The sequence below is a fragment of the Streptomyces sp. TBY4 genome (genome assembly GCF_024213195.1).
In the GTDB taxonomy this organism is placed as follows: Bacteria; Actinomycetota; Actinomycetes; order Streptomycetales; family Streptomycetaceae; genus Streptomyces.
The window spans coordinates 13,263-32,901 of the sequence record NZ_JANAVF010000021.1; the positions used below are offsets into that span (position 1 = coordinate 13,263).

Annotated in this window: 16 protein-coding genes; 7 read left to right on the forward strand and 9 right to left on the reverse strand. The window is 75.1% G+C overall.

The window, feature by feature from the left end:
• Positions 1-127 precede the first annotated feature (127 nt).
• Genes NLX94_RS33910 through NLX94_RS33925 form a run of 4 tightly spaced genes read right to left on the reverse strand, consistent with a single transcriptional unit; the run spans position 128 to position 4,715 of the window.
• Positions 128-751: an ATP/GTP-binding protein gene (locus tag NLX94_RS33910; RefSeq protein WP_254387048.1), complete on the reverse strand. Its 624-nt coding sequence runs from the start codon at positions 749-751 to the stop codon at positions 128-130.
• Entirely contained in the window at positions 732-1,181 is a 450-nt protein-coding gene (locus NLX94_RS33915) for a DUF742 domain-containing protein (protein WP_254387050.1), read from the reverse strand. Before NLX94_RS33915 ends, NLX94_RS33910 begins: the two co-directional genes overlap by 20 nt.
• 10 nt (positions 1,182-1,191) lie before the next feature.
• On the reverse strand, positions 1,192-1,629 hold the full coding sequence (locus tag NLX94_RS33920) for a roadblock/LC7 domain-containing protein (protein WP_254387052.1): 438 nt from the start codon (positions 1,627-1,629) through the stop codon (positions 1,192-1,194).
• A complete protein-coding gene (locus NLX94_RS33925; protein WP_254387053.1) occupies positions 1,626-4,715 on the reverse strand; it encodes a nitrate- and nitrite sensing domain-containing protein in 3,090 nt (1,029 codons plus the stop codon). The genes NLX94_RS33920 and NLX94_RS33925 overlap by 4 nt, the downstream gene beginning before the upstream one ends.
• 359 nt (positions 4,716-5,074) lie before the next feature.
• Between NLX94_RS33925 and NLX94_RS33930 the strand changes: the two genes are divergently transcribed.
• Positions 5,075-5,554: a hypothetical protein gene (locus tag NLX94_RS33930; RefSeq protein WP_254387055.1), complete on the forward strand. Its 480-nt coding sequence runs from the start codon at positions 5,075-5,077 to the stop codon at positions 5,552-5,554.
• A 25-nt stretch (positions 5,555-5,579) separates the two neighbouring features.
• Here NLX94_RS33930 and NLX94_RS33935 read toward each other — a convergent pair whose 3' ends face one another.
• The 3 genes from NLX94_RS33935 to NLX94_RS33945 all read right to left on the reverse strand — a co-directional run bounded on the left by NLX94_RS33935 (position 5,580) and on the right by NLX94_RS33945 (position 13,096).
• Positions 5,580-10,295 carry a hypothetical protein gene (locus tag NLX94_RS33935; protein ID WP_254387057.1) on the reverse strand — a complete coding sequence of 1,572 codons (4,716 nt, stop codon included), beginning with the start codon at positions 10,293-10,295 and terminating at the stop codon, positions 5,580-5,582.
• A gap of 70 nt (positions 10,296-10,365) precedes the next feature.
• A complete protein-coding gene (locus tag NLX94_RS33940; protein ID WP_254387058.1) occupies positions 10,366-11,286 on the reverse strand; it encodes a hypothetical protein in 921 nt (306 codons plus the stop codon).
• Positions 11,287-11,590: 304 nt separating this feature from the next.
• On the reverse strand, positions 11,591-13,096 hold the full coding sequence (locus tag NLX94_RS33945) for a hypothetical protein (protein WP_254387060.1): 1,506 nt from the start codon (positions 13,094-13,096) through the stop codon (positions 11,591-11,593).
• Between the two features lie 107 nt (positions 13,097-13,203).
• Here NLX94_RS33945 and NLX94_RS33950 point away from each other — a divergent pair, with 107 nt between their 5' ends.
• The 5 genes from NLX94_RS33950 (at position 13,204) to NLX94_RS33970 (ending at position 16,821) form a co-directional block, all read left to right on the forward strand.
• Positions 13,204-14,004 carry a LamB/YcsF family protein gene (locus tag NLX94_RS33950; protein WP_254387061.1) on the forward strand — a complete coding sequence of 267 codons (801 nt, stop codon included), beginning with the start codon at positions 13,204-13,206 and terminating at the stop codon, positions 14,002-14,004.
• A complete protein-coding gene (locus NLX94_RS33955) occupies positions 14,001-14,627 on the forward strand; it encodes an allophanate hydrolase subunit 1 (RefSeq protein WP_254387063.1) in 627 nt (208 codons plus the stop codon). Before NLX94_RS33950 ends, NLX94_RS33955 begins: the two co-directional genes overlap by 4 nt.
• A complete protein-coding gene (locus NLX94_RS33960) occupies positions 14,624-15,493 on the forward strand; it encodes a biotin-dependent carboxyltransferase family protein (RefSeq protein WP_254387065.1) in 870 nt (289 codons plus the stop codon). The genes NLX94_RS33955 and NLX94_RS33960 overlap by 4 nt, the downstream gene beginning before the upstream one ends.
• 72 nt (positions 15,494-15,565) lie before the next feature.
• Positions 15,566-16,138 carry an RNA polymerase sigma factor gene (locus NLX94_RS33965; RefSeq protein ID WP_254387066.1) on the forward strand — a complete coding sequence of 191 codons (573 nt, stop codon included), beginning with the start codon at positions 15,566-15,568 and terminating at the stop codon, positions 16,136-16,138.
• Positions 16,135-16,821 carry a hypothetical protein gene (locus tag NLX94_RS33970; RefSeq protein WP_254387068.1) on the forward strand — a complete coding sequence of 229 codons (687 nt, stop codon included), beginning with the start codon at positions 16,135-16,137 and terminating at the stop codon, positions 16,819-16,821. The genes NLX94_RS33965 and NLX94_RS33970 overlap by 4 nt, the downstream gene beginning before the upstream one ends.
• Positions 16,822-16,913: 92 nt before the next feature.
• Here NLX94_RS33970 and NLX94_RS33975 read toward each other — a convergent pair whose 3' ends face one another.
• The gene (locus NLX94_RS33975) at positions 16,914-18,320 is read right to left on the reverse strand and encodes a HEAT repeat domain-containing protein (RefSeq protein ID WP_254387070.1); all 1,407 of its coding nucleotides are present in this window, start codon (positions 18,318-18,320) and stop codon (positions 16,914-16,916) included.
• Between the two features lie 380 nt (positions 18,321-18,700).
• Positions 18,701-19,153: an ankyrin repeat domain-containing protein gene (locus NLX94_RS33980; RefSeq protein WP_254387072.1), complete on the reverse strand. Its 453-nt coding sequence runs from the start codon at positions 19,151-19,153 to the stop codon at positions 18,701-18,703.
• A gap of 290 nt (positions 19,154-19,443) precedes the next feature.
• Here NLX94_RS33980 and NLX94_RS33985 point away from each other — a divergent pair, with 290 nt between their 5' ends.
• On the forward strand, positions 19,444-19,638 hold the full coding sequence (locus NLX94_RS33985; RefSeq protein WP_007262923.1) for a hypothetical protein: 195 nt from the start codon (positions 19,444-19,446) through the stop codon (positions 19,636-19,638).
• The last annotated feature ends 1 nt before the right edge of the window (position 19,639 follow it).

Genomic DNA, 19,639 nt, shown 5'->3' on the forward strand with positions numbered 1-19,639 from the left:
CACACTCTCTCCACGGTCCCGCGCCGCGACCGGGACCCCCGGATCCCCCCATGAGAGCTGCGGCCCGTACCCCAGTCGGCGGGGGTACGGGCCGCCTCCATGTCGCGGCCCGTCCGCGCGGGGTTCCCTACGGCGTCGTCAGGCTCTGGCGGCGGGCCCTGGCCAGGGTCATCGCGTGTTCCACGACCCCCACCAGGACGTCCTTCACCGACTCCCGGTCCCGGGCGTCGCACAGCAGCACCGGCACCTCGGGAGTGAGGTCCAGGGCCGCCCGTACGGCGACCACCGGGTACCGCTCGGCTCCCTCGAAGCAGTTCACGGCGACCACGAAGGGGATCTCGCGCCGTTCGAAGTAGTCGATGGCGGCGAAGCAGTCGGAGAGCCGACGGGTGTCCGCGAGGACGACGGCGCCGAGCGAGCCCTGGGCCAGCTCGTCCCACAGGAACCAGAAGCGGTCCTGTCCGGGGGTGCCGAACAGGTACAGCACCAGGTCCTCGCGCAGGGTGATGCGCCCGAAGTCCATGGCCACCGTGGTGGTGCTCTTGCCCTCCACTCCGTGGATGTCGTCGATGGCGCGGCCCGGCTCGGAGAGGCGTTCCTCCGTCCGGAGCGGTCTGATCTCGCTCACCGCACTGACCAGGGTGGTCTTGCCCACCCCGAAACCGCCCGCGACCAGGATTTTCAGGGTCAGCGGCTCGACCGGCGTCACGGCATGCATGGCGCCGGTGCGGCTAGAGCGCCCGAAGGCCATCGATCACCTCACGCAGAATGGATTCGTCGGGCAGTTCGGCCGGGGGGACCGGCCGGGTCACGTGCACCAGTTCGTCGTCGACGAGATCGCCGATCAGGACGCGTACGACACCGACCGCGAGGTCGAGCTCGGCCGCGAGCTCCGCGACGGACTGCGGGCGGAGCAGGCAGAGCCCGAGGATGTCGGCGTGTTCCGGGGACAGGGTCGTGTCCCAGACCGGGTCGTCCGCCGCGGCTTCGGCGACCACCAGCGCGATCAGGTCGAGGCGGTGCTGTCCGGCGTGGCTGGTCCGGCCGCGGGTCATCGCGTACGGACGCACCACCGGGCCCGCTTCGTCGTCGAACCACTGGTCGGTGACGGCGGGGCCCTGCTGGTCGAAGTGGCCGGGGTGGTCGGGGTGGCCGGGGTAGTCGTGGCCTGGATCGCTCATGCCGTACGACTCACCCTCCGGCTGGCAGCCCGGTGCGCGGGGCGGTCGCCAGGTGGTCACCGACCCGCTTGACCATGAGGGTCATCTCGTACGCGACCTGGCCGACGTCGGAGTCGGCGTCGGCCAGCACGGCCAGGCAGCTCCCGTCGCCGGCCGCCATGACGAAGAGGAAGGCCTCGTCCAGCTCGACCACGGTCTGGCGGACCCTGCCGGAGTCGAAGTGGCGGCCGACGCCCTTGGCGAGGCTGTGGAAGCCGGAGGCCACGGCGGCCAGGTGCTCGCTGTCCTCCCGGGTGAGGTCCTTGGAGTTCCCGGTGGGCAGGCCGTCGCCGGAGAGGACCACGGCCTTGCGGATGCTGGCGACCCGGTCGACGAGCTCGTCGAGGAGCCAGTTGAGCGGGCCGGCGCCACGGCCCCTGGTGTCGTTGCCGGACTGCGGTGCGGTCATCGACCGTCCCCTTCGTTCTCGAATCCGGGACCGGTGGCGGCAGGGGTGCCGGCCCCGGTCACGGACTGGTGTGGTGCGGTCTGCTCTGACTGTGCGGTCTGGTCGGCCCAGCCGGTCCGGTCGGCCTGCGCCACCTGCTCCGCCCGCTGCCGGGCGTGGTGGTCGCGGCCCGCGGTCCAGCCACGCTGGAGCGAGGACATGCGCCTGCGCACGTCCTCGGCGTCGCGGTCGGTCAGCGGGTCGGCGGCGGCTTCGGCGGGTGCCGGGGCCGGGGCGTCCTTGAGCTGGGGCGCGAGGCTGGCCTGGCGGATCCGCCGGGGCAGGGCCGCCCCGGCATGGGGTGCCGCGGGGTGCGGTGCCCCGGAGGGCGTCGTCGCGGGAGGCGCCGCCGTGGGGTGCGCCGTGCCGTTCGGGACCGGGCCCGCCTGCGTCGCGTCCGGGACCGCCGAGACCGGGCGGGGCTCGACGCGGCGGCCGTGCTCGGCCACCAGGGTCGGGGCGGGGCGGCGGCGCGGGAGCGGGACGGCACCGGGCGAGCGGGCGCCGTCGGGGCGGGCGGATTCCGCGCGGGCGGGCTCCAGGCGGACCGGGCCGGTGGGCGGCAGGGGCTCCCGCTCGCGGTCGCGGTGGTCGCGGCGGTCACGGCCGCGGTCCCGGTCGTGGCTGCGGCCGGAGTCGCGGTCGCCGAAGCGGGCACCGCCGCGCTCGGCGGGGGCTTCGGTGGAGCGGTCGCCCTTCCAGAGGCCCGCACGGTCGCCGGAGCCGTCCGCGGTCCGCTCGCCCATGCGGTCCGTGCCGCGATCGCCCTTGCGGGGAACGCCGCGGTCGGTGTGCGTGCGGGCGGCCGGGCGCAGGCCGAGCAGGGAGTTGCGCGAGATGCCGTTCGGCGGGGTCTCGTCGTCGAGGGTGGCCATGGCGGGCCGTCCCTTGGCTCCGGAGAAGCCGGTGAGTCCCAGGGCTCCGGCGGGGCCCGCGATGCCCGTGGGGACGTCCTCGGGGGCCGGGACGGGCTCGTCCAGCCCCAGCATGCCGATCGGGGCCTCCAGCTCGACGGGGCCGCGCAGTTCGGCGCCGGCCGGGAGCAGGCGTTCGGGGCCGCCGGCCTCGGTGACGGCCTTCGGACCCGTGGATCCGGCCGGGCCGCCGACCGCCCGGCCGCCGGCCAGCCGGATGCCGGTGCCGTTGGTGTCGGGAGCCTCCGTCAGCAGGGCCGACGGGAGGAAGACCACCGCGGTGGTGCCTCCGTAGGGGCTGATCTGGAGGCGGACCTTGACCTCGTGCCGGTGCGCGAGCCGGCTGACGACGAAGAGCCCGAGCCGGTCGGTGTCGGAGAGTTCGAACTCGGAGGTCTCGGTGAGCCGGAGGTTCGCGTCGAAGAGCGCCTCCGGGGTCATGCCGAGGCCGCGGTCGTGGATCTCCAGGGTGAAGCCGTTGGCCACGCGCTCGCCGAGGACCTGGACCGCGGTGTGCGGCGGGGAGAACACGGTCGCGTTCTCCAGGAGTTCGGCGATGAGGTGGGTGACGTCGGCGACGGCCGGGCCGGTGATGCCCAGGCGCGGCAGCCGGCGCACCTCGATGCGCTCGTAGTCCTCCACCTCGGCGACGGCGGCCCGTACGACGTCCATCAGCTGGACGGGCTTGCGCCACTGGCGGGAGGGCGCGACGCCGGAGAGGATCACCAGGCCCTCGGCGTGGCGGCGCATGCGGGTGGTCATGTGGTCGAGGCGGAAGAGGTCGGCGAGCTCCTCGGTGTCCTCGGTGCGCCGCTCCATGGTGTCGAGCAGGGTGAGCTGGCGGTGCAGCAGCACCTGGTTGCGGCGGGCGAGGTTGACGAACACCTCGGAGACGCCGCGGCGGAGCTCCGCCTGCTTGACGGCGGCCTCGATGGCAGCGCGCTGGAGGGTGTTGAGGGCCTGCCCGACCTGGCCGACCTCGTCCTTCTCGTACTCCAGGCGGGGGGCCTCGGTCTCCACGTCCACGTGCTCGCCCGCGGCGAGGCGGCGCATCACGCCGGGGAGGCGGATGCCGGAGACCTCGTGGGCCTCCTTGCGGAGCCTCGACAGGTCGCGGATCAGGTCGCGGCCGATGCGCACGGACAGGACGAGGGAGACGATGAGGGCGATGAAGCCGAGGACCCCGGCGAGGGCCGCCTGCACCAGGACGTCCATGGCGACGGGCTCGACGCGCTTCTGGTAGCGGTCGCCCGCGGCGGTGCCCATGACGGCGAGGTCGCCGAGCACCTTGCCGGCGGCCTGGTCCCACTGGGCGGCGGTCACGTTGCGCGGGCTGTGGGTCGGGCCCTGGACGAGGAATCGTTCCTCCGCCTCGCGCAGGGCGCGGCTCTCCGGGTTGTTCCAGTACTGCTCGAACTGCTCCCGGTCGGCGGCCGGGAGGATCGCGAGGTTGAACTCGTAGAGCAGCTTGCGGTTGGCCACGAAGTCGGAGACGTGCCGGATGTCCGCCTGGCTGACGTTGCGGGCGGCGAGGGCCCCGGCGACGAGGGCGTCCTCGCGCGAGAGCGTCTCGCGGGCCCGGGTGATGCCGACGAGGGCGCGGCCCTGCTTGTCCATCTCCACGTCCTCGAGCGCGTGGAGGTTCATGAGGAAGTCGTAGCAGGGGTCCACGAGCCGGTTGTAGAGCTCCAGCGCCTGGTTGGTGTCGACGGAGCCGCCGTCCACCGCGCCGCGCAGCGCTCCGATGCTGCGGAAGGCTTCGAGGATGGAGGTCAGGTGCCGGGCGCTGGCCGGGGAGAGCTCGTCGACGACCTCGGGGTCCTGAGCGTCGGCGGAGATCCGCTCGACCGCCTCGTCGGTGGCGGTGCGGCTCTTGGCCAGCTCGGTGGTGGCGTTGGAGGCGCGCGGGTCGCCGATGACCACGAGGGTCTGGCGGCGCTCCTTCTGGATGACGCGGACGACGTCCTCGACGGGGTAGCCGACCTTGTCGATGACGTAGGCGACGCCGAGCAGCTGGACGGCCTGGCGGCCGGTGATCAGCGTTGCGAAGCCCCAGAGGGCGGTCAGGGAGACGAGCGGCACAAGGAGCAACGCCACGATCTTCCGGCGGATGGACTTCCCGCGAAAGCGCATGGCCTCCCCAGCCTCCCCCAGCTCAACCCCGTTACCGGGGGTTGGTGTTCCGTCATTTAAACGGCGTGAGCCTACTACTGCCACAGCGCACCTTCGAAGGCCTGTCCGGACGTTTTCGGCCTGACCCCGGGACTAAGATCACGAGTTGTCCGATATTCCGGTGAAGTGCGGCCCGATATGTGGCAGATGACACTCGGTGGGGTCTCGGTTCCCGTGGCGGAATGGATGGCTGGAATTCTTCGTTCCGCGACACTTCGGGGCGCCGGCCGCGTCCGGGATCCGGGAATCTCTCGGCCTCTTCGCGCGTCTACCTGTTCGGGGCGGGCATGAGCGGCCGCATGGAGGGGAGGGAGCCGACCATGGCGAAGACGTACGAGGACAGGGGCGCGGGCGGCGCCGGCGGCACGGGACCCGGGGCGTCGCCGCGGGCGCGGAACCTGTGGGTGGACCAGCCGACGGGCCGACGGCGCATGCCGGACCCGGTCCGGGTGTCCGCCGTGCGGGCGGTCCTGATCGTCGCCGTGACGCTGACGGACGCGACGATCGCCTTCTTCCTGACGGTCACCGGCTCCTGGCTGGCCCTTCCGCTGTCGCTGGGCGCGATAGCGGGGACGGTCGTGGCCACCTGGGGGGTGCTCGACGTACTGATCACCCGGCAGGCGTGGAACCAGCGCCACGGAGTGCTCTCGGAGCCCAGCAGCACGGCCCGGGGCCGCCGGCGCGAGCGCCGCAGGGCGCGCGCGGAGGCCCGCTCGGCGCCTCCGCTGCCGCCCCGCATACCCGTGCGCGGCGAGGCGACCGGCATCTGGCCGCCGCCTACGGGCACGGGGCGGGGCTGAGGCGCGGCCCCGTGGCCCCGTGGCCCTAGCTTCGGCGGTACATGCGGGTCGCGGTGATTTCGCCGTGGATGGTCTCGCCCTCCGTGAACTGCTGGGGCAGGCCCGGGCGCAGGTGTTCCTCGACGCTGATGTACTTGAGCCCCGCGCGCAGGTCTGCGTCGTTGCGCAGCCGGATGACGAGCGGGAACTCGGCGAGGGCCGTGGTGTCGAACAGGCCCGTGGTGTACAGCAGCTGGACGCCGAGCGCGTCCGAGACGGCCCGCTGGAGTTCCAGCAGGTACGTGGCGTTCGCGCGCCCGATCGGGTTGTCGAGGAAGAGCGTGCCCGCGTGCCGGTGCTTGTCGCGGCCCCGGTCGTTGCTGCGCAGCGCCGCCATCGTGCAGTAGAGGGCGATCGCGGCGGTGAGCAGCTGGCCGCCGGAGAACACGTCGCCCATCTGGCCGACCGGAACCCGCTCGGCGCGCAGCACCGCGTCGGGCTTGAGGATCTCCACCGCGATGCCCTTGGGCTCCAGGGCCGCCGAAACCCCGTGCAGGAGCAGTGACATGCCGTCGCGGCGGCCCTCGCCGAAGGAGGCGGTGCTGTTCTTCTTCACGGCGGCGCGGGTCGCCTCGTCGATGACCTCGCCGAGCCGCTCGGTGAGGGTGGCCTGGTCGGGCTCCTCGAAGCGGATGCGCAGGAACTCCTGGCCCGACCACTCCCCCAGCCCCTCAGGGAGCTGGGAGAGCCGCTGGGCGGAGCGCAGGGTGGCCAGGGCCGATTCCACGAGTCCGCGCAGCCGGTCCACGATGCTGTCCCGGTTGCGCTCCAGCTGCGCCAGCTCGTCGGTGAGGACGCGTAGCCGGGGGGCGAAGGCCACGGCCCAGGCCGCGGCGTGCTCGGGCAGGGCGGAGGCGGGCAGTTCGCGGATCTGCTGGCGTGCGGGGGTGCGCACCTGCTCGTAGCGGTTGGCGTTGGCGTGCCGGACCAGGATGTCGCTCGCCTCGCGGACGGCGGCCTCGGCGGCCGACAGGTCGGCGGCGCAGCCCCGTAGCGAACGGCGGGCCTCGGTGGCCGACTGGCGGGCCTCCTCCAGGCTGCCGGGGTGGGCCACCGGCTCCTGCTCGTCCTCCTGGTGGGTGTGGTCCCGCAGGAGGTCGCGGAGCATGGCCGCGGTCTCGTCGAAGCCGCCCGCGCCCTCCTCGGCGGTGCGGTGGGCGCGCAGCAGGTCGGCGTGGGCCGCGCGGGCGGACTCCACGGCGGCGGTGTGGGCGGCGAGCTGCGCGGTGGCGGTGCGGAGCAGGGCCTGCGCGGCGTCGACGTCCTCGGGGATCAGCTCCTCGGGCAGCTCGGTGTGCGCCTCGCCCTCGGCGGGGGCGTGCCGCTCGGCCTCGCCGCGCAGCCGGCCGAGCTGCTCGCTCGCGGTGGAGGCGCGGGTCTCCAGCATCTGTACGAGGGCTTCGGCGCGGGCGGCCGCGGCCTGCCGGGAGGGGCCGTCGGCCCCGTCGGTGCCCTCGAGGAGCTGGGCGGCGCGGGTACGCACCTTGTTGGTGAGGCGGTCCAGTTCGGTGAGGGCCACGCTCTCGTCGCTCTCGGCGCGGGCCTGCTCCGAGCGCAGGTCGGCGCCGACGCCCACCTTCTCGTAGAGCTGCGAGGCGGCGCGGTAGGCCTCGCGCAGCGCGGGGAGCGGTGCCTTGGCCGTGGCGCCGTCCCCTGCGGGCGCCTCGGGCAGCGGATCGGGCGCCCCGGCGATCTCGGCGCGCTCGGCGCGCAGGGCGCGTGCGGTGCGGCGGGCGTCGTCGGCGGCGCGCTGGGCGGCGCGGCGGTCCTCGTCGGCGGAGCGGGCCCGGTCGAGGCAGACCTCGGCGCGCGCCTCCGACTCGGCGGCTTCGTCGGCGAGTTCGCGCAGCTTGGTCTGCCAGCCGGCGCGCTCGCGGAGCCGGTACGCGAGGCCGGCGAGGGCGTCGGCGACCCGGCGGGCGCGCTGGGCGGTGTCCTGGCGCTCGTCGCGGACGCGGGCGGCGTCGGCGGCGGCCTCGTCGGCCTCGGCGCGTACGGTACGGGCCTCCGCGAGCTCGGCGTCCGTCTCCTCGGCGAAGCCGCGGGCGGCGGCGGCCTGCTCCGCGAGCTCGGTGAGCCGGCCGGGCGGGCAGCCGGTGCGCCAGGAGCGCACCCGGGCGGCGAGCTCGCGGTCGCCGGAGAGGCGGGCGGCGAGCTCGCGGATCTCGGTGTCGCGGGCGGTGGCGCGGGCGCGCAGCGCCTGGCGCTCCTCGTCGGCGGCGTGCTCGTCGTGCATGGCCGGGTTCGGCGGGACGATGAAGATGCCGGAGCCGTCGGAGTCGCCGGCCGGGGGGACCGGAGCGAGCAGGGCCGCGGCGGTGCCGACGGCGACGGTGGAGCGGGGCAGCAGGGCGGCCCCGGCGAGGACCTCGCGGGCCCGGGAGTGGGTGTCGGGGTCGGTGATGACCACACCGTCGACGAGCTCGGGGCGGGCGGCGAGGACGGCGGCGTGGTCGGCCGGGTCCACGGACTGCGCGAGGTAGCGCCAGCCGGGGAGGGCCGGGATGCCGTGCTCGCCGAGGAACTCGACGGTGGCGAGGACGTCGGGGCCCGGCGGCAGCAGGCCGCCGTCGCCGAGGGCGCCGAGGATGCGGGAGTCGTCGGCGGCGGCCGTGCGCAGGTCGAAGAGCTGGCGTTCGGCGGCGGCGACTCCGTCGGTGAGCAGGGTGCGCAGGTCGTCGGCGTTCCGGTCCAGGTCCGCGACGGTGAGCCAGCCGGTGGCGCCCGAGGCGGCGGCGTCACTGGCCTCGGACGCGTCGTGGCGCCCGGCGGAGCCCCGGCCGGTGGCCTCGGCCCCGGACCCGCCGGCCGGCGTACCGCCGTCGGCGCGCGGGGACGGGTCCGCCGTGCCGGGGGCCGACGGGGCGCCCAGCAGGGCTGCCAACCGCGGGGCCGCGGCGAGGGCTTCGGCCGCCCGGTACTCCGCGTCGTGGGCGGCCTCGGCCGCGTCGGCGGCGTCCGCCGCGCGGGCGGCGGTGAGTTCCGCGCGGGATTCCGCGGCGGCGGCCTCGCGGGCGGCCTCGGCGGCTGCGCGGGAGGCCTCGCGGGACTCGTCCCAGGCGGCCACGGCCGTCTTCTCGGCGTCGGCGGCGGCCAGGGCGGCGCGGGCCGGGTCGGCGTCGGGGGCGGAGTCGTCGAGCCAGCCGGCCCGGACGGCCTCGGCGGTCTCCTGCTGGACCTCTGCGAGGCGGGCGCGCAGGTGCTCGGCCTCGCTGCGGGCCCGCTGGGCGGCCGTGGCGGCGGCGGTGGCGGCGCGGTGGGAGGCCTCGCCGGTCTCCTGGAGGACGGCGGAGCGCTCCTCCTCCTCGTTGGCGGCCCGCTCGCCCTGCTCGGCGGCGGCGTGCAGGGCCCGTACGAGCTCGGTGGCGGCGGTGGCCCGGGCGGCGAGCGCCGGGGCGGCGTCCCGCTCGGCCTCCAGGATCGCGGCGGCGACCCGGGAGGAGCGGTCGGCGGCGGCGCGGTGGCGCAGCACGGTCTCGGCGGCCTGCCAGGCGGAGTGCAGGGTGCGGGCTTCGAGGAGTTCGCGGCGCTGCGCGGCGGCGGCCTTGTCGGCGACGGTCAGGGCCAGCGAGGCGTGCCGGTAGGCGAGTTCGGCCGAGACGGCGGCGCTGCGGGCGCGCGCGGATTCGGCGGCGGTGACCTGATGGGCGGCGCCGGTGACGCGCTGTGCGAGATCGGCGGCGCGGCCGCGTTCCTCACCGGCGCGGGCGGACAGCCGCCGGGCCAGGGTGCGCGTACGGCGTTCGGCGCCGGCGTGGACGTCGCGCAGCCGGGTGCGGGCCGCGGCGGCCTCGACGATCTTGTTGAGGAGTTCCACCGAGCCCGCGGTGAAGTCCCGTTCGGCCATCAGCTCGGCGCGGCGGCCCAGCTTGTTGCCGAAGCCGTGGACGAGGTCGGCGAGGCCGTCCGTGTCCCGGGTGTCGGTGACGGCGCGCAGCAGCAGGTCGGTGAAGTCGGAGTCCTTCTTGACCGCGAAGAGGCCGGCGGCCTCGCCCTCGTCGGCGTTCATCTCGCGCTGGTAGCGGAAGAGTTCGGGGTCGAGGCCGAGCTCGGTGAGGTGCTCGTTCCAGCGGTCGTGGATCTCCTCGAAGTACACCTCCAGGTGCGGGTACGCCTTGCCCGCCTCGGTCAGGGCGTCGCGGAAGCCCTTCATGGTGCGGCGCCGGCCCTGGGCGCCGGAGGCGCCTTCCACGGGCGGGCGCACCGAAGTGGCCTCGGCCACCGGGAGGTTGTCCAGGCTGAGGCCGGGGCCGGGGCGGAAGGAGTACCAGGCCTCGGCGAACTTGCGCGGGTCGTTGGAGACTTGGCGGCCGCGCCATTCGCTGACCTTGCCGACGACCACGCACTCGCCGGTCTGGGTGTGCTGCCACTCCAGTGCCACGTGGCCGCAGTCGTCGGCCAGCAGGAACTTGCGCAGGACGCCGGAGCTGGCGCCGCCCAGGGTGTTGCGGTGGCCGGGCAGCATCACCGAGAAGATCAGCTTGAGCAGGACGGACTTGCCGCCGCCGTTCTCCAGGAAGAGCACGCCGGCGGGCGCGGGGCGGCGCGGCGGGCCGGTGGGCTCGTCCTCGAAGAACTCCGCCTGGGTGGGCGCCGGGTGGGGCACCGGCTCGCCGACTCCGCGCAGGTCGAGCACGGTGTCGGCGTAGCGTGCGCCGGCGGGCCCGATGGAGTAGAGGCGGATCCGGGACAGCTCGTACATGGCGGCGGACTCTCGTCGTTTTTCGTAGGTCGTACGGGGACGGGTGGCGGGGGGGCCGGGGGCGGCCGGCTCAGGCGTGGAAGGGCAGGCCCGCGTCGGCGGCGAGTTCCAGGTCGTCGCCCTCGGGCGGCGGCAGCAGGCTCGCGGAGCCGTCGCTGACCGGGACCACGCCCAGTTCGAGGAGCTCGGCCATGGCCGCGCTGCCCGCCATGTCGCGGACCTGGAGCTGGTAGCGGGGGGTGGTGCGGTACGTGCCTCCGGCGTCGTCCCCGGTGCGCTGGAGGAAGCCGGAGTCGGTGAGGAAGGCGGCGGCCTTGCCGACGATGCCGGTGGTGGAACCGGCGAGCCGGCGGGCGTCCTTGGTGGCGCCGGTCGCGCTGCGGCGGGCGTACACCCGCCAGGCGGCCTCCAGGCCGGGGGCGTCCGAGGCCGGGTCGGTGTTCTCGCCGAGCTCCTCGGCCCGCTCCTCCAGGCGGCGGCAGGTCTGCCGGACGAAGGCGTCGACGCCGTTGACGGTGATCCGGCCGATGTAGCCGTCGTCGGCGAGGTCCTCGGGGCGCGGGAAGGCCAGGGCCGCCACCGCGAGGTGGGCGAGGCCGTGCAGGAAGCGGTCCGCGGAGTCGGCGGTGGTGCGGCGGGCGTAGTCGCCCATGCGGACGGCGAAGACGGAGTCCTCGCCGGCGGCCACGGCCATGCCGGCGCGGGGAGACACCTCGAGGACGACGAGGCCGAGGCCGGTGGCGACGGCGTCGGCGAGCCGGGCGAAGGCGGGGTCCTCGCGGTAGCGGCGCAGCAGTTCGGCGTACTCGGCGTCACGGGCCGGCAGCAGCTTGGGCTGGAGCCCGAAGGCGACGAGGCGGGCCGCGTCGGCGGCGTCCGCCGGGGTGACGGCTCCCTGCGGGGCCGGGGTCGGCGCCTGTGCCTGAACCGGGGCCTCGTGGGCGTCGGGCTCGCTCCACGCGGGGTGCTGCTCGGCGTGGTGGTCGCTCACGGGTGGGTCTCCTCGGCGGTGCGGGTGGGGCTCACGCGGGTGGGGCTGAGGCCGGCGGGGCTGCCGACGGGGTTCGGGCCGGTGGCGTACGGCGGCGCGGTGGCTTCGGCGGAGCAGGGTCTTCCCCCACCCCGCCCCTTCCCGAAAGCAGGGGCGAGCCCCCACACCCCCGGCCGGGACCGGACCCCCAGGGACCCCGCCCCGACGGCCCGGCCCGCGGCCGCGAGCAGGCGGCCCGGCGCAACCGCACGCGGGCAGTGCGGCGCAGCCGGACATAGGGGGTGCGGCGCAGCCGTGGGCCGGGTCATGCTGCCTCCGTGCGGTCCGCCGTCATGGCTGCTGCGTCCAGGAGGGCGGTGCCGACGATGAGGTCGGCGCCGCCGAATTCCGGGTCGTCGAGTTCCGTGCCGTCGTCCACCGCGAAGAGGAGGCGTTCCTCGCCCTGGCGGTACGCCGTGCCCACCGCGGGGCTCGCCGCGTGGACGGCCAGCAGGGCGACCAGGTAGGGCAGGTCGGGGTCGGAGCGGCGGGCCTCCGCCAGGAGGCCGGAGAGGCGGCGCGGGGCGTCGTGCGGGAGTTCCAGGAGCGCCGTCGCGGCCGCGAGCTGCTCCTCGCTGAAGCGGCTGTCGTCGGGGGTGGCGATCAGGTCCGGTTCGGGCATCTCCAGGCCCAGGTGCTCGCGCTCCACCGGCGGGGTGAGGAGGATCTCCACCAGGTCCGTGACACGGACCGAGACGGGGGTGCGCAGGCCGGCGCCCGCCGCGAAGAAGGCGTCCGTGACCCGGGTGGCCTGGGCGACGGGGAGCGGGAGGGCTGGGGCCACCAGCTGCCCGTACAGGTCGATGCCGGAGCGGGGAGCGGGGGCCGCGAAGGCCTGGCGGTCCTGTTCGGCGCGGAAGAGCGGGCCCGCGTCCAGCAGCCGGGACTGGAGCTGGGTGTGGCGGCGGATGCAGTCCTTGACGATGTCGACGAGCTCGGCGGCCCGCCGCTTGTTGTCGGGCTCCTCCGCCTCGTCGCGGGCCTTGCGGATGTTGGTCAGGATCGCGTTCTCGTGGCGGTAGCGGTCGGCGACGTGGTCCAGGGCCTCCGCGATCATGTCGGGGACGGTCACCAGCCAGTCCACCGCCCGCACGTTGCGCCGGGTCGCGTCCAGGGTGCGGCGCAGGGTCTCGGCGTACTGGACGGTGCGGTAGCGGGCCTGTTCGGCGGCGAGTTGGGCGTCGGCGAGCCGGCCCCGGCTGATCAGGACCTCCAGTTTGACCTCGGCGGCGATCTGCGCGCTGGTGACGTCCGTGTCGAGGGCGCCGACCAGGACGTTGACGGCCTCGTCCGTGGTGCGCAGGTACACCGCGCCGCCGTAGCCCGGGACTTCCTCGATGAGCTTGAAGTCGTAGTCGCGGCGGACGTACACCCCGTCCGGGCCGAACGTGCCGTAGATCGCGCGGAATCCGCGGTCGACGCTGCCGACGTTGATCAGGTTCTCCAGCACCCAGCGGGCCACCCGCTCGTGCTCGGCCGCGGGGCGCGCCGGTGCCTGGGCGGCGACGCGCGGCAGCAGGCGGGCCACTATCTGCTCGTGGTCCGCGCCCGTGTCGAAGTCCATGTTGAGCGTGACCAGGTCGATCGCCGCGAGCGCGACCTCCGCCATCGCGTAGACCCCGTACTCGCCGGCCAGATTGGCCTTGCGCACGTCGAGGTCGTGGAGCGGGGCGGTGCAGGCGAGCGCGCGCAGCCGCCGGGCCAGGCCCTCGTCGGCGGCCGGGCCCGGCGCCGGGGAGGGAAGGGTCTTCGCCGGGGCAGGGAGAGTCACGGGCAAAGACTAGGCGCTGACCCTGACAACATCCCAAACGGGATGGTTCGCCCGATCCTCCCGACAGGCCGCCCGCGAGGGCCCGCGCCCTGTTCTACGCTCACGGCATGGCTTCCATGATCACGCCGGACACCCCGGCGGCCGCCCCCGTGATCGATCTCAACGCCGACCTCGGCGAAGGCTTCGGCCGGTGGACGCTGACCGACGACGAGGCCCTGCTCTCCGTCGTCACGAGCGCCAACGTCGCCTGCGGGTTCCACGCCGGGGATCCGTCCATCATGCGCCGCGTCTGCGAACTGGCCGCCGCGCGCGGGGTCCGGATCGGCGCGCAGGTCTCGTACCGGGATCTGGCGGGCTTCGGCCGCCGCGCCATGGACGTGCCGGCCGGTGAGCTGGCCGAGGAGGTGGCCTACCAGATCGGGGCGCTGGAGGTCTTCGCGCGGGCGGCCGGCTCCCGGGTGTCGTACGTGAAACCGCACGGCGCGCTCTACAACCGCACCGTGCACGACTCCGGCCAGGCCGGTGCCGTCGTGGCGGGCGTGCTGCTCGCGGCCGGTCCCGCCGGGCTCCCGGTGCTCGGGCTGCCCGGTTCGCAGCTGCTGGCCGCCGCCGGGCGGGCCGGGCTGGCGGCCGTACCGGAGGCCTTCGCCGACCGCGCCTACACCCCCGCGGGCACCCTCGTACCGCGCGGTGAGCCGGGGGCCGTGCTCCACGACCCGGACGCGGTGGTGGCCCGCGCGGTGGACATGGCTGCCGGGCACGCGGTGACGGCCGCCGACGGCTCCCGGATCCCGGTGGCCGCCCGCTCCCTGTGCCTGCACGGGGACACCCCCGGGGCGGCGGAGCTGGCCCTGCGCGTCCGCGGGGCGCTCACCGGGGCCGGGGTCCGGGTGGAGGCCTTCGCGTGAGGGCGCTGGAAGCCGGGGCCGGGGCGCTGCTGCTGGAGCTGGACTCCGCCGAGGAGGTGGCCGCGCTCCACGCGGAGCTGCTGCGGCGGCGGGACGCCGGCGACGTCGAGCTGGGCGGCGTACGGGAGATCGTGCCGGCGGCGCGGACCGTCCTGCTGGACGGGGTACGGGAGCCGCGCGCCCTGGCGGCGCGGATCGCCCGCTGGCGGATCGCCCCGCTCGCGCCGGCCGACGGGCCGCCCCCGGTGACGGTCGCGGTGCGCTACGACGGCCCCGACCTCGCGGAGGTGGCCGCGCTCTGGGGGGTGTCCCCCGGCGAGGTGCCCGGCATCGTCGGCGCGATCACCTTCCGGGTGGCCTTCTGCGGGTTCGCCCCGGGCTTCGGCTATCTGACGGGCCTGCCCGCCCGCCTCCAGCTGCCGCGGCGCGCGACGCCCCGTACGGCGGTACCGGCGGGCTCGCTGGCCCTCGCGGGCGAGTACGCGGGGGTCTACCCGCGCTCCTCCCCCGGCGGCTGGCAGCTGATCGGGTCCACCGACGCGGTGCTGTGGGACCCGGCGCGCGAGCCGGCCGCGCTGTTCGCGCCGGGGGTACGGGTGCGATTCGCGGAGGGGGCGGCGTGAGGGGCCTGGAGGTCGTACGGGCGGGCGCGCTGACCACCGTCCAGGACCTGGGCAGGCCCGGGTACGCCCACCTCGGCGTCCCTCGCTCGGGGGCCCTCGACACGGGGGCGCACGCGCTGGCGAACCGGCTGCTGGGCAACCCGCCGGGGGCCGCCACGCTGGAGACGACCCTGGACGGCGTGGGACTGCGGGCGGTCGGCGGCCCGGTGACGGTGGCCGTGACAGGGGCTCCCAGTGCCGTACGGGTCTGCGGGCGCCCGGTGGCCTGGGGAGCCCCGGTCCTGCTGCGCGCCGGGGAGGAGCTGGACGTGGGCCGGGCGGAGTCGGGGCTGCGCGGCTACGTGGCGGTGCGCGGAGGGTTCGCGGTCGAGCCGGTCCTGGGCAGTCGCTCGACCGATCTGCTGTCGGGCCTCGGCCCGCCGGCCCTGACGGCGGGGGCGCTGCTTCCGGTGGGCCCGCCCGGTCCGGACCCGGTGTCCGGGGTGGACGCCCCGGCGGCGCCGGGCCCGCCCTCGGTACTGGTGCTCCCGCTGCGGCTGGGGCCGCGCGCCGACTGGTTCACGGCGGAGTCGGTGACGGGGCGGCTGCTGCGGGCCGCGTACCGCGTCTCGGCGGCCTCGAACCGCATCGGGCTGCGCACGGAGGGGCCGCCGCTGGTCCGGGCGCGGGGTGGGGAGCTGCCGAGCGAGGGGATGGTGCTCGGGGCGGTCCAGGTGCCCCCCGACGGGCATCCGGTGGTCTTCCTGGCGGACCACCCGGTGACCGGCGGCTACCCGGTCGTCGGCGTCGTCCCGGCGGGCCCCGCACTCGACGCGGCGGCGCAGGCCCGGCCGGGGGTGCCGGTGCGGTTCGTCCCGTCCCGATGAAACGCTTTCGGGGGCTGCGGCCAAGTACTGAGTGAGGGGGCCGATCGGGCCCCTGTGCAGGGGAGGAGCCGGGTGCACAGCCCACGACACGAGACCGGACCACCGGATCTCACCACGCCCGAGGGGTTCGGGGCGTTCTACGAGGACCACATCGACGCCGTGCTCGGCTTCGTCACCCGCCGGGTCGCCGACCCGCACCTGGCGGCCGATCTGACGGCGGACATCTTCCTCGCGGCGATGGGATCGGCCGGCGCCTACCGGAGCCACAGGGGAGTTCCGGTCGCCTGGCTGTTCGGCATAGCCCGCAACGTCCTGTCGGGCCACGCGCGGGGACTGGCCCGCGAGAGCGGCGCACTGGCGCGGCTGAGCGGGCGCCGGCTGCTCGACGACGAGGACGTCGCCGCGCTGGAGGAACGCATCGACGCCGAGCGCGCCTTCCGCGACCTGGCGGAACGCCACGCCGCACTCTCCGAGCCGCTGCGGGCCGCGCTCGACCTGGTCGTGCTCGACCAGCTCACCCCGGCCGAGGCGGCACAGGCCCTCGGCATCACCCAGGCGACGGTCCGCGTCCGCCTGCACCGCGCCCGGCGCGCCCTGAGCGGCGTGGCCCCCGGCGCCGGACGCCAGTTGGAGGCAGCCCGATGACCAACCGGCCCAGCGGCTTCGAGGACCGGCTGAAGTCCGCCCTCCTCGCCCGCCTCCCCGAGGCCCCGACCCCGACCCCGGCCCGGTCCATCGCCCGGCAGTACGGCATCCCGTTCGCGGTGGGCGTCGCCACGGCCTCCGTGGTCGCCGTCATGGTCCTGCCCGGCAGCGCGCGCGACGGCTCGCCGCCCGCCGCCGGCGGCGGCGCCGCCTCGCCGAGCCCTCCGGCCGCGGACGCGCCCGAGATCAAGAAGGATCCGGACGGGTCGCTCCGGTTCGACCTGCCCGAGAACCACCAGGTCCCGGGTCTGGTGGCACGGCTGAAGGCACTGGGGGTTCCGGCCCTGCTGGTCCCGAAGCGGCCCCGGTCCCAGTGCACCGAGCCCGGAGGCGGGTACCGCGGTCCGCAGGCCGACCACGACGCCGACATCCTGCAGACCGGTGCGGGCGAGTTCGAACTCAAGGTCAATGCGAAGACGGTCCCGCCCGGTTACTCGCTCACGTTCACGTGGTCGGAGTACTACCCGCTGGGTGAGAGGGGCGCCGGATTCGGCGTGATCGAGACCTCCAAGGCCCCGTCCTGCTCGATCGACTACTCCGAGGGGCTGGAGGAGGCCCTGAAGTCGCGAGCGGGGTCCTCCGCCCCGCCCACCCCGTCCACCCCTCCCACCCCGGCACCGTAGATCCGTCCGGCCCCGCGCCGGCACGGCACTCGGCCCGGCCCCCTCGTGTCAGGGGGCCGGGCCGAAGGCGTGTCGGAAGGGGGCCGACGGGGCTACACCGTCGACTCCGGGGCGATGCGGCTGCGGACCGCCGACTGGACGTCCTCTTCCTCCGCCGGGTCGGCCGCCAGGCGGCGCAGGCGGGGGGCGACGCGGGCGTCGGCGGTTTCGGCGTGGCGGGCGGCCACCTCGCGGGTGGTCTCCTCGCAGTCCCAGAGGCACTCGACCGCGAAGCCCGCCGCGAAGGAGGGATCCGTCGCCGCCAGGGCCCGTGCCGTGCGGCCGCGCAGGTGGGAGGAGGCCGTCTCCCGGTAGATGTGGCGCAGCACCGGCGCCGCGCAGGCGATGCGCAGCCGGCCGGCTCCGTCGACCAGGGTGAACAGGGGCGTCGAGTCCGGGCCGGAGCCGCGGACGGTGGAGCGCAGGGCGCCGAGGACGAGGGGGGCGTCCTCGGGTCCGCCCTTGGCGGCCAGGAGGGTCGCAGCGGCGGTTCCGAGGGCGTCGGGGCGCTGGACCCAGCGCCGGGCCCGTTCGACGGCGGCGGGGCCGCACATGCGCTCGTAGGCGGCCACGGCCGGTTCGTCGCCGGCGGCTTCGATGAGGTCCAGTACGGCCGGGTTCTCCGGCTCGGCGAGGACCAGGTGGTGGAGCGCGGTGGCGCGGGCGGCCTCTCCGGAGGCGCCGGCGGCGGCCGCCAGGATCGCGGAGCGGTCCTCGGGGCCGGCCACGGCGGCGAGGCAGCGGGCGGCCGGGACGTGCAGGGGGGTGCCCCGGCGCAGTCCGTCGGCGGCCCAGTCGAAGACGGCCTGGACGCCCCAGCCGGGCTGGGGGCCGCGCGGGGTGAGCTGGCGCTGCCAGCGGTCGAAGGAGCCCTGCTGGCGGGCGGCGCGCAGCCGCTCGGCGTGGGCGTTGGGCGCGGGAGCCTCTTCCCACAGGCACCAGGGCCTGGGCTCGTAGGCGTCCCGGACGGCGGCGGCGAGCCGCGCCTCACCCTCGGGGGTGGCGGGGAAGCGGGCGAGGACGGGGCCGGCCAGTGAGCGCAGTCCCTCGTCGTCGTCGCGCAGGGCGAGCTCGTCGAGGGCCCAGGCCCAGTTGGCACCGGTGGCGGCGTACCGGCGCAGCAGCATGAGCGCATCGTCGCGGCCGTACGAGGCCAGGTGGCCCAGGACGGACAGGGCGAGGCCCGTGCGGTGGTCGTCCTCGTCGACGAGGTCGTCGACGCTGAAGAGGTGGGCCTCGATCTCGCCCAGGGGGCCGTCGAGATCCAGGTACAGGCGTGCGTAGTACAGGGAGCGGTTCTCGACCTGCCAGTCCTGGCGCGGATCGCCGGCCACGCAGTGGTTGAGCGCCGCGAGGGCCTCTGACCTGGGCGCCGCGAGTGCGTGCAGCGTGCCGTCGCCGCGGCCGCGCTGGAGGAGACCGAGCAGGGTGCCGCTCGGCGCTATGACTGGTTCGAACATGGGAATGGCCTCATATCAAGCTGGGGACGCAACCGGGAATCGGAATTCACAGGGCCGCGTAACAGCTTGTGAGGACGTCCGCCGTCAAGTTCCGCTCGATGTAGACCATTGCCTTCTCACTCTCGTCGGTGCTTCTCGGCCAGGGCGGCGGTCCCCCGGCAGGAGTGGGGGTCGGACACCCGTTGTGTCCTGCCCGCTCCTGCCCGTCCGTCCTGTCCGCGAATCGAATCCGACGCCATGATGACCCAGGCGGTTTGTGCGCCGCGACCACATTTAAGGCCGCCGTGACCAACCCGTGAGGTCTGGACCAGCCGGAAACCGGCCGGGAACCGGGCGGGGAGCGGCCCGGGAGCGGCAAAAAGCGGACTCCCCGGCTCCGATTACTGGGCTCCGAAAAGTTCCAGCAGGTCGGCCTTGGCGAACATGCGGGCCGTGTCCACGGCGGAGGGCGTTCCGGCGTTCGGATCGGCGCCGCCGGCGAGCAGCGCGCGGATGACGGCTTCCTCGCCCTTGAAGACCGCCCCGGCGAGCGGGGTCTGGCCGCGGTCGTTGGCGCGGTCGGCCTCGGCCCCGCGGGCCAGCAGGGCCGCGACGGCCCCGGCGTGGCCGTGGTAGGCGGCGAGCATGACGAGGGTGTCGCCGCGGTCGTTGGTGAGGTTCGCCGGGACGCCCGCGTCGACGTACGCGGCGAGGGTCTCGGTCTCACCGCGGCGGGCGAGGTCGAAGATCTTGGTGGCCAGCTCCACGACGTCCTCGTCGGGAACGTCCGGGGAGTCCGGGGCGCCCTGGGATTCCTGAGAGTCCTGGGAGCCGTTCTCGACGTGCTCACTCATCGGTCGTACCGCCTTTCACGGGCAGGGCTGCGCACGGCACTGCGTCCGTACGGGTGAAGCGTCAGCGTAGCGCCCGGACCTGCACATGAGGGGTGCGAGCCGAGGCAATGATCACCTTGCGGCACCTCGCGGCCCCCGTGCCCCCAACCCGCCAGGCACGCCAGCCGGGATGGGCCGGTCAAGTGAAAAATCGCTGGATTCACCCGTATGCACCTTTTATCGCATTGATACTTCCTGTGAGCCTGGAAGAACTGATGGTGACTGTCCCCACCCACCAGGAGAACTGACTCATGGTCCTGTCCATCTCAGGTGTCGTCCTGCTCGGCATCATCTGCTTCCTGTTCTTCAAGAAGGACGGCATGAAGCTGACGCACGCGTTCGTGTGCGCACTCTTCGGCTTCTTCCTCGCCGGCTCCGCCATCGCCCCCAGCATCACGGCGAGCACGGCGAGCCTCGCGAGCCTTCTCGGCGGGATCAAGCTCTAGC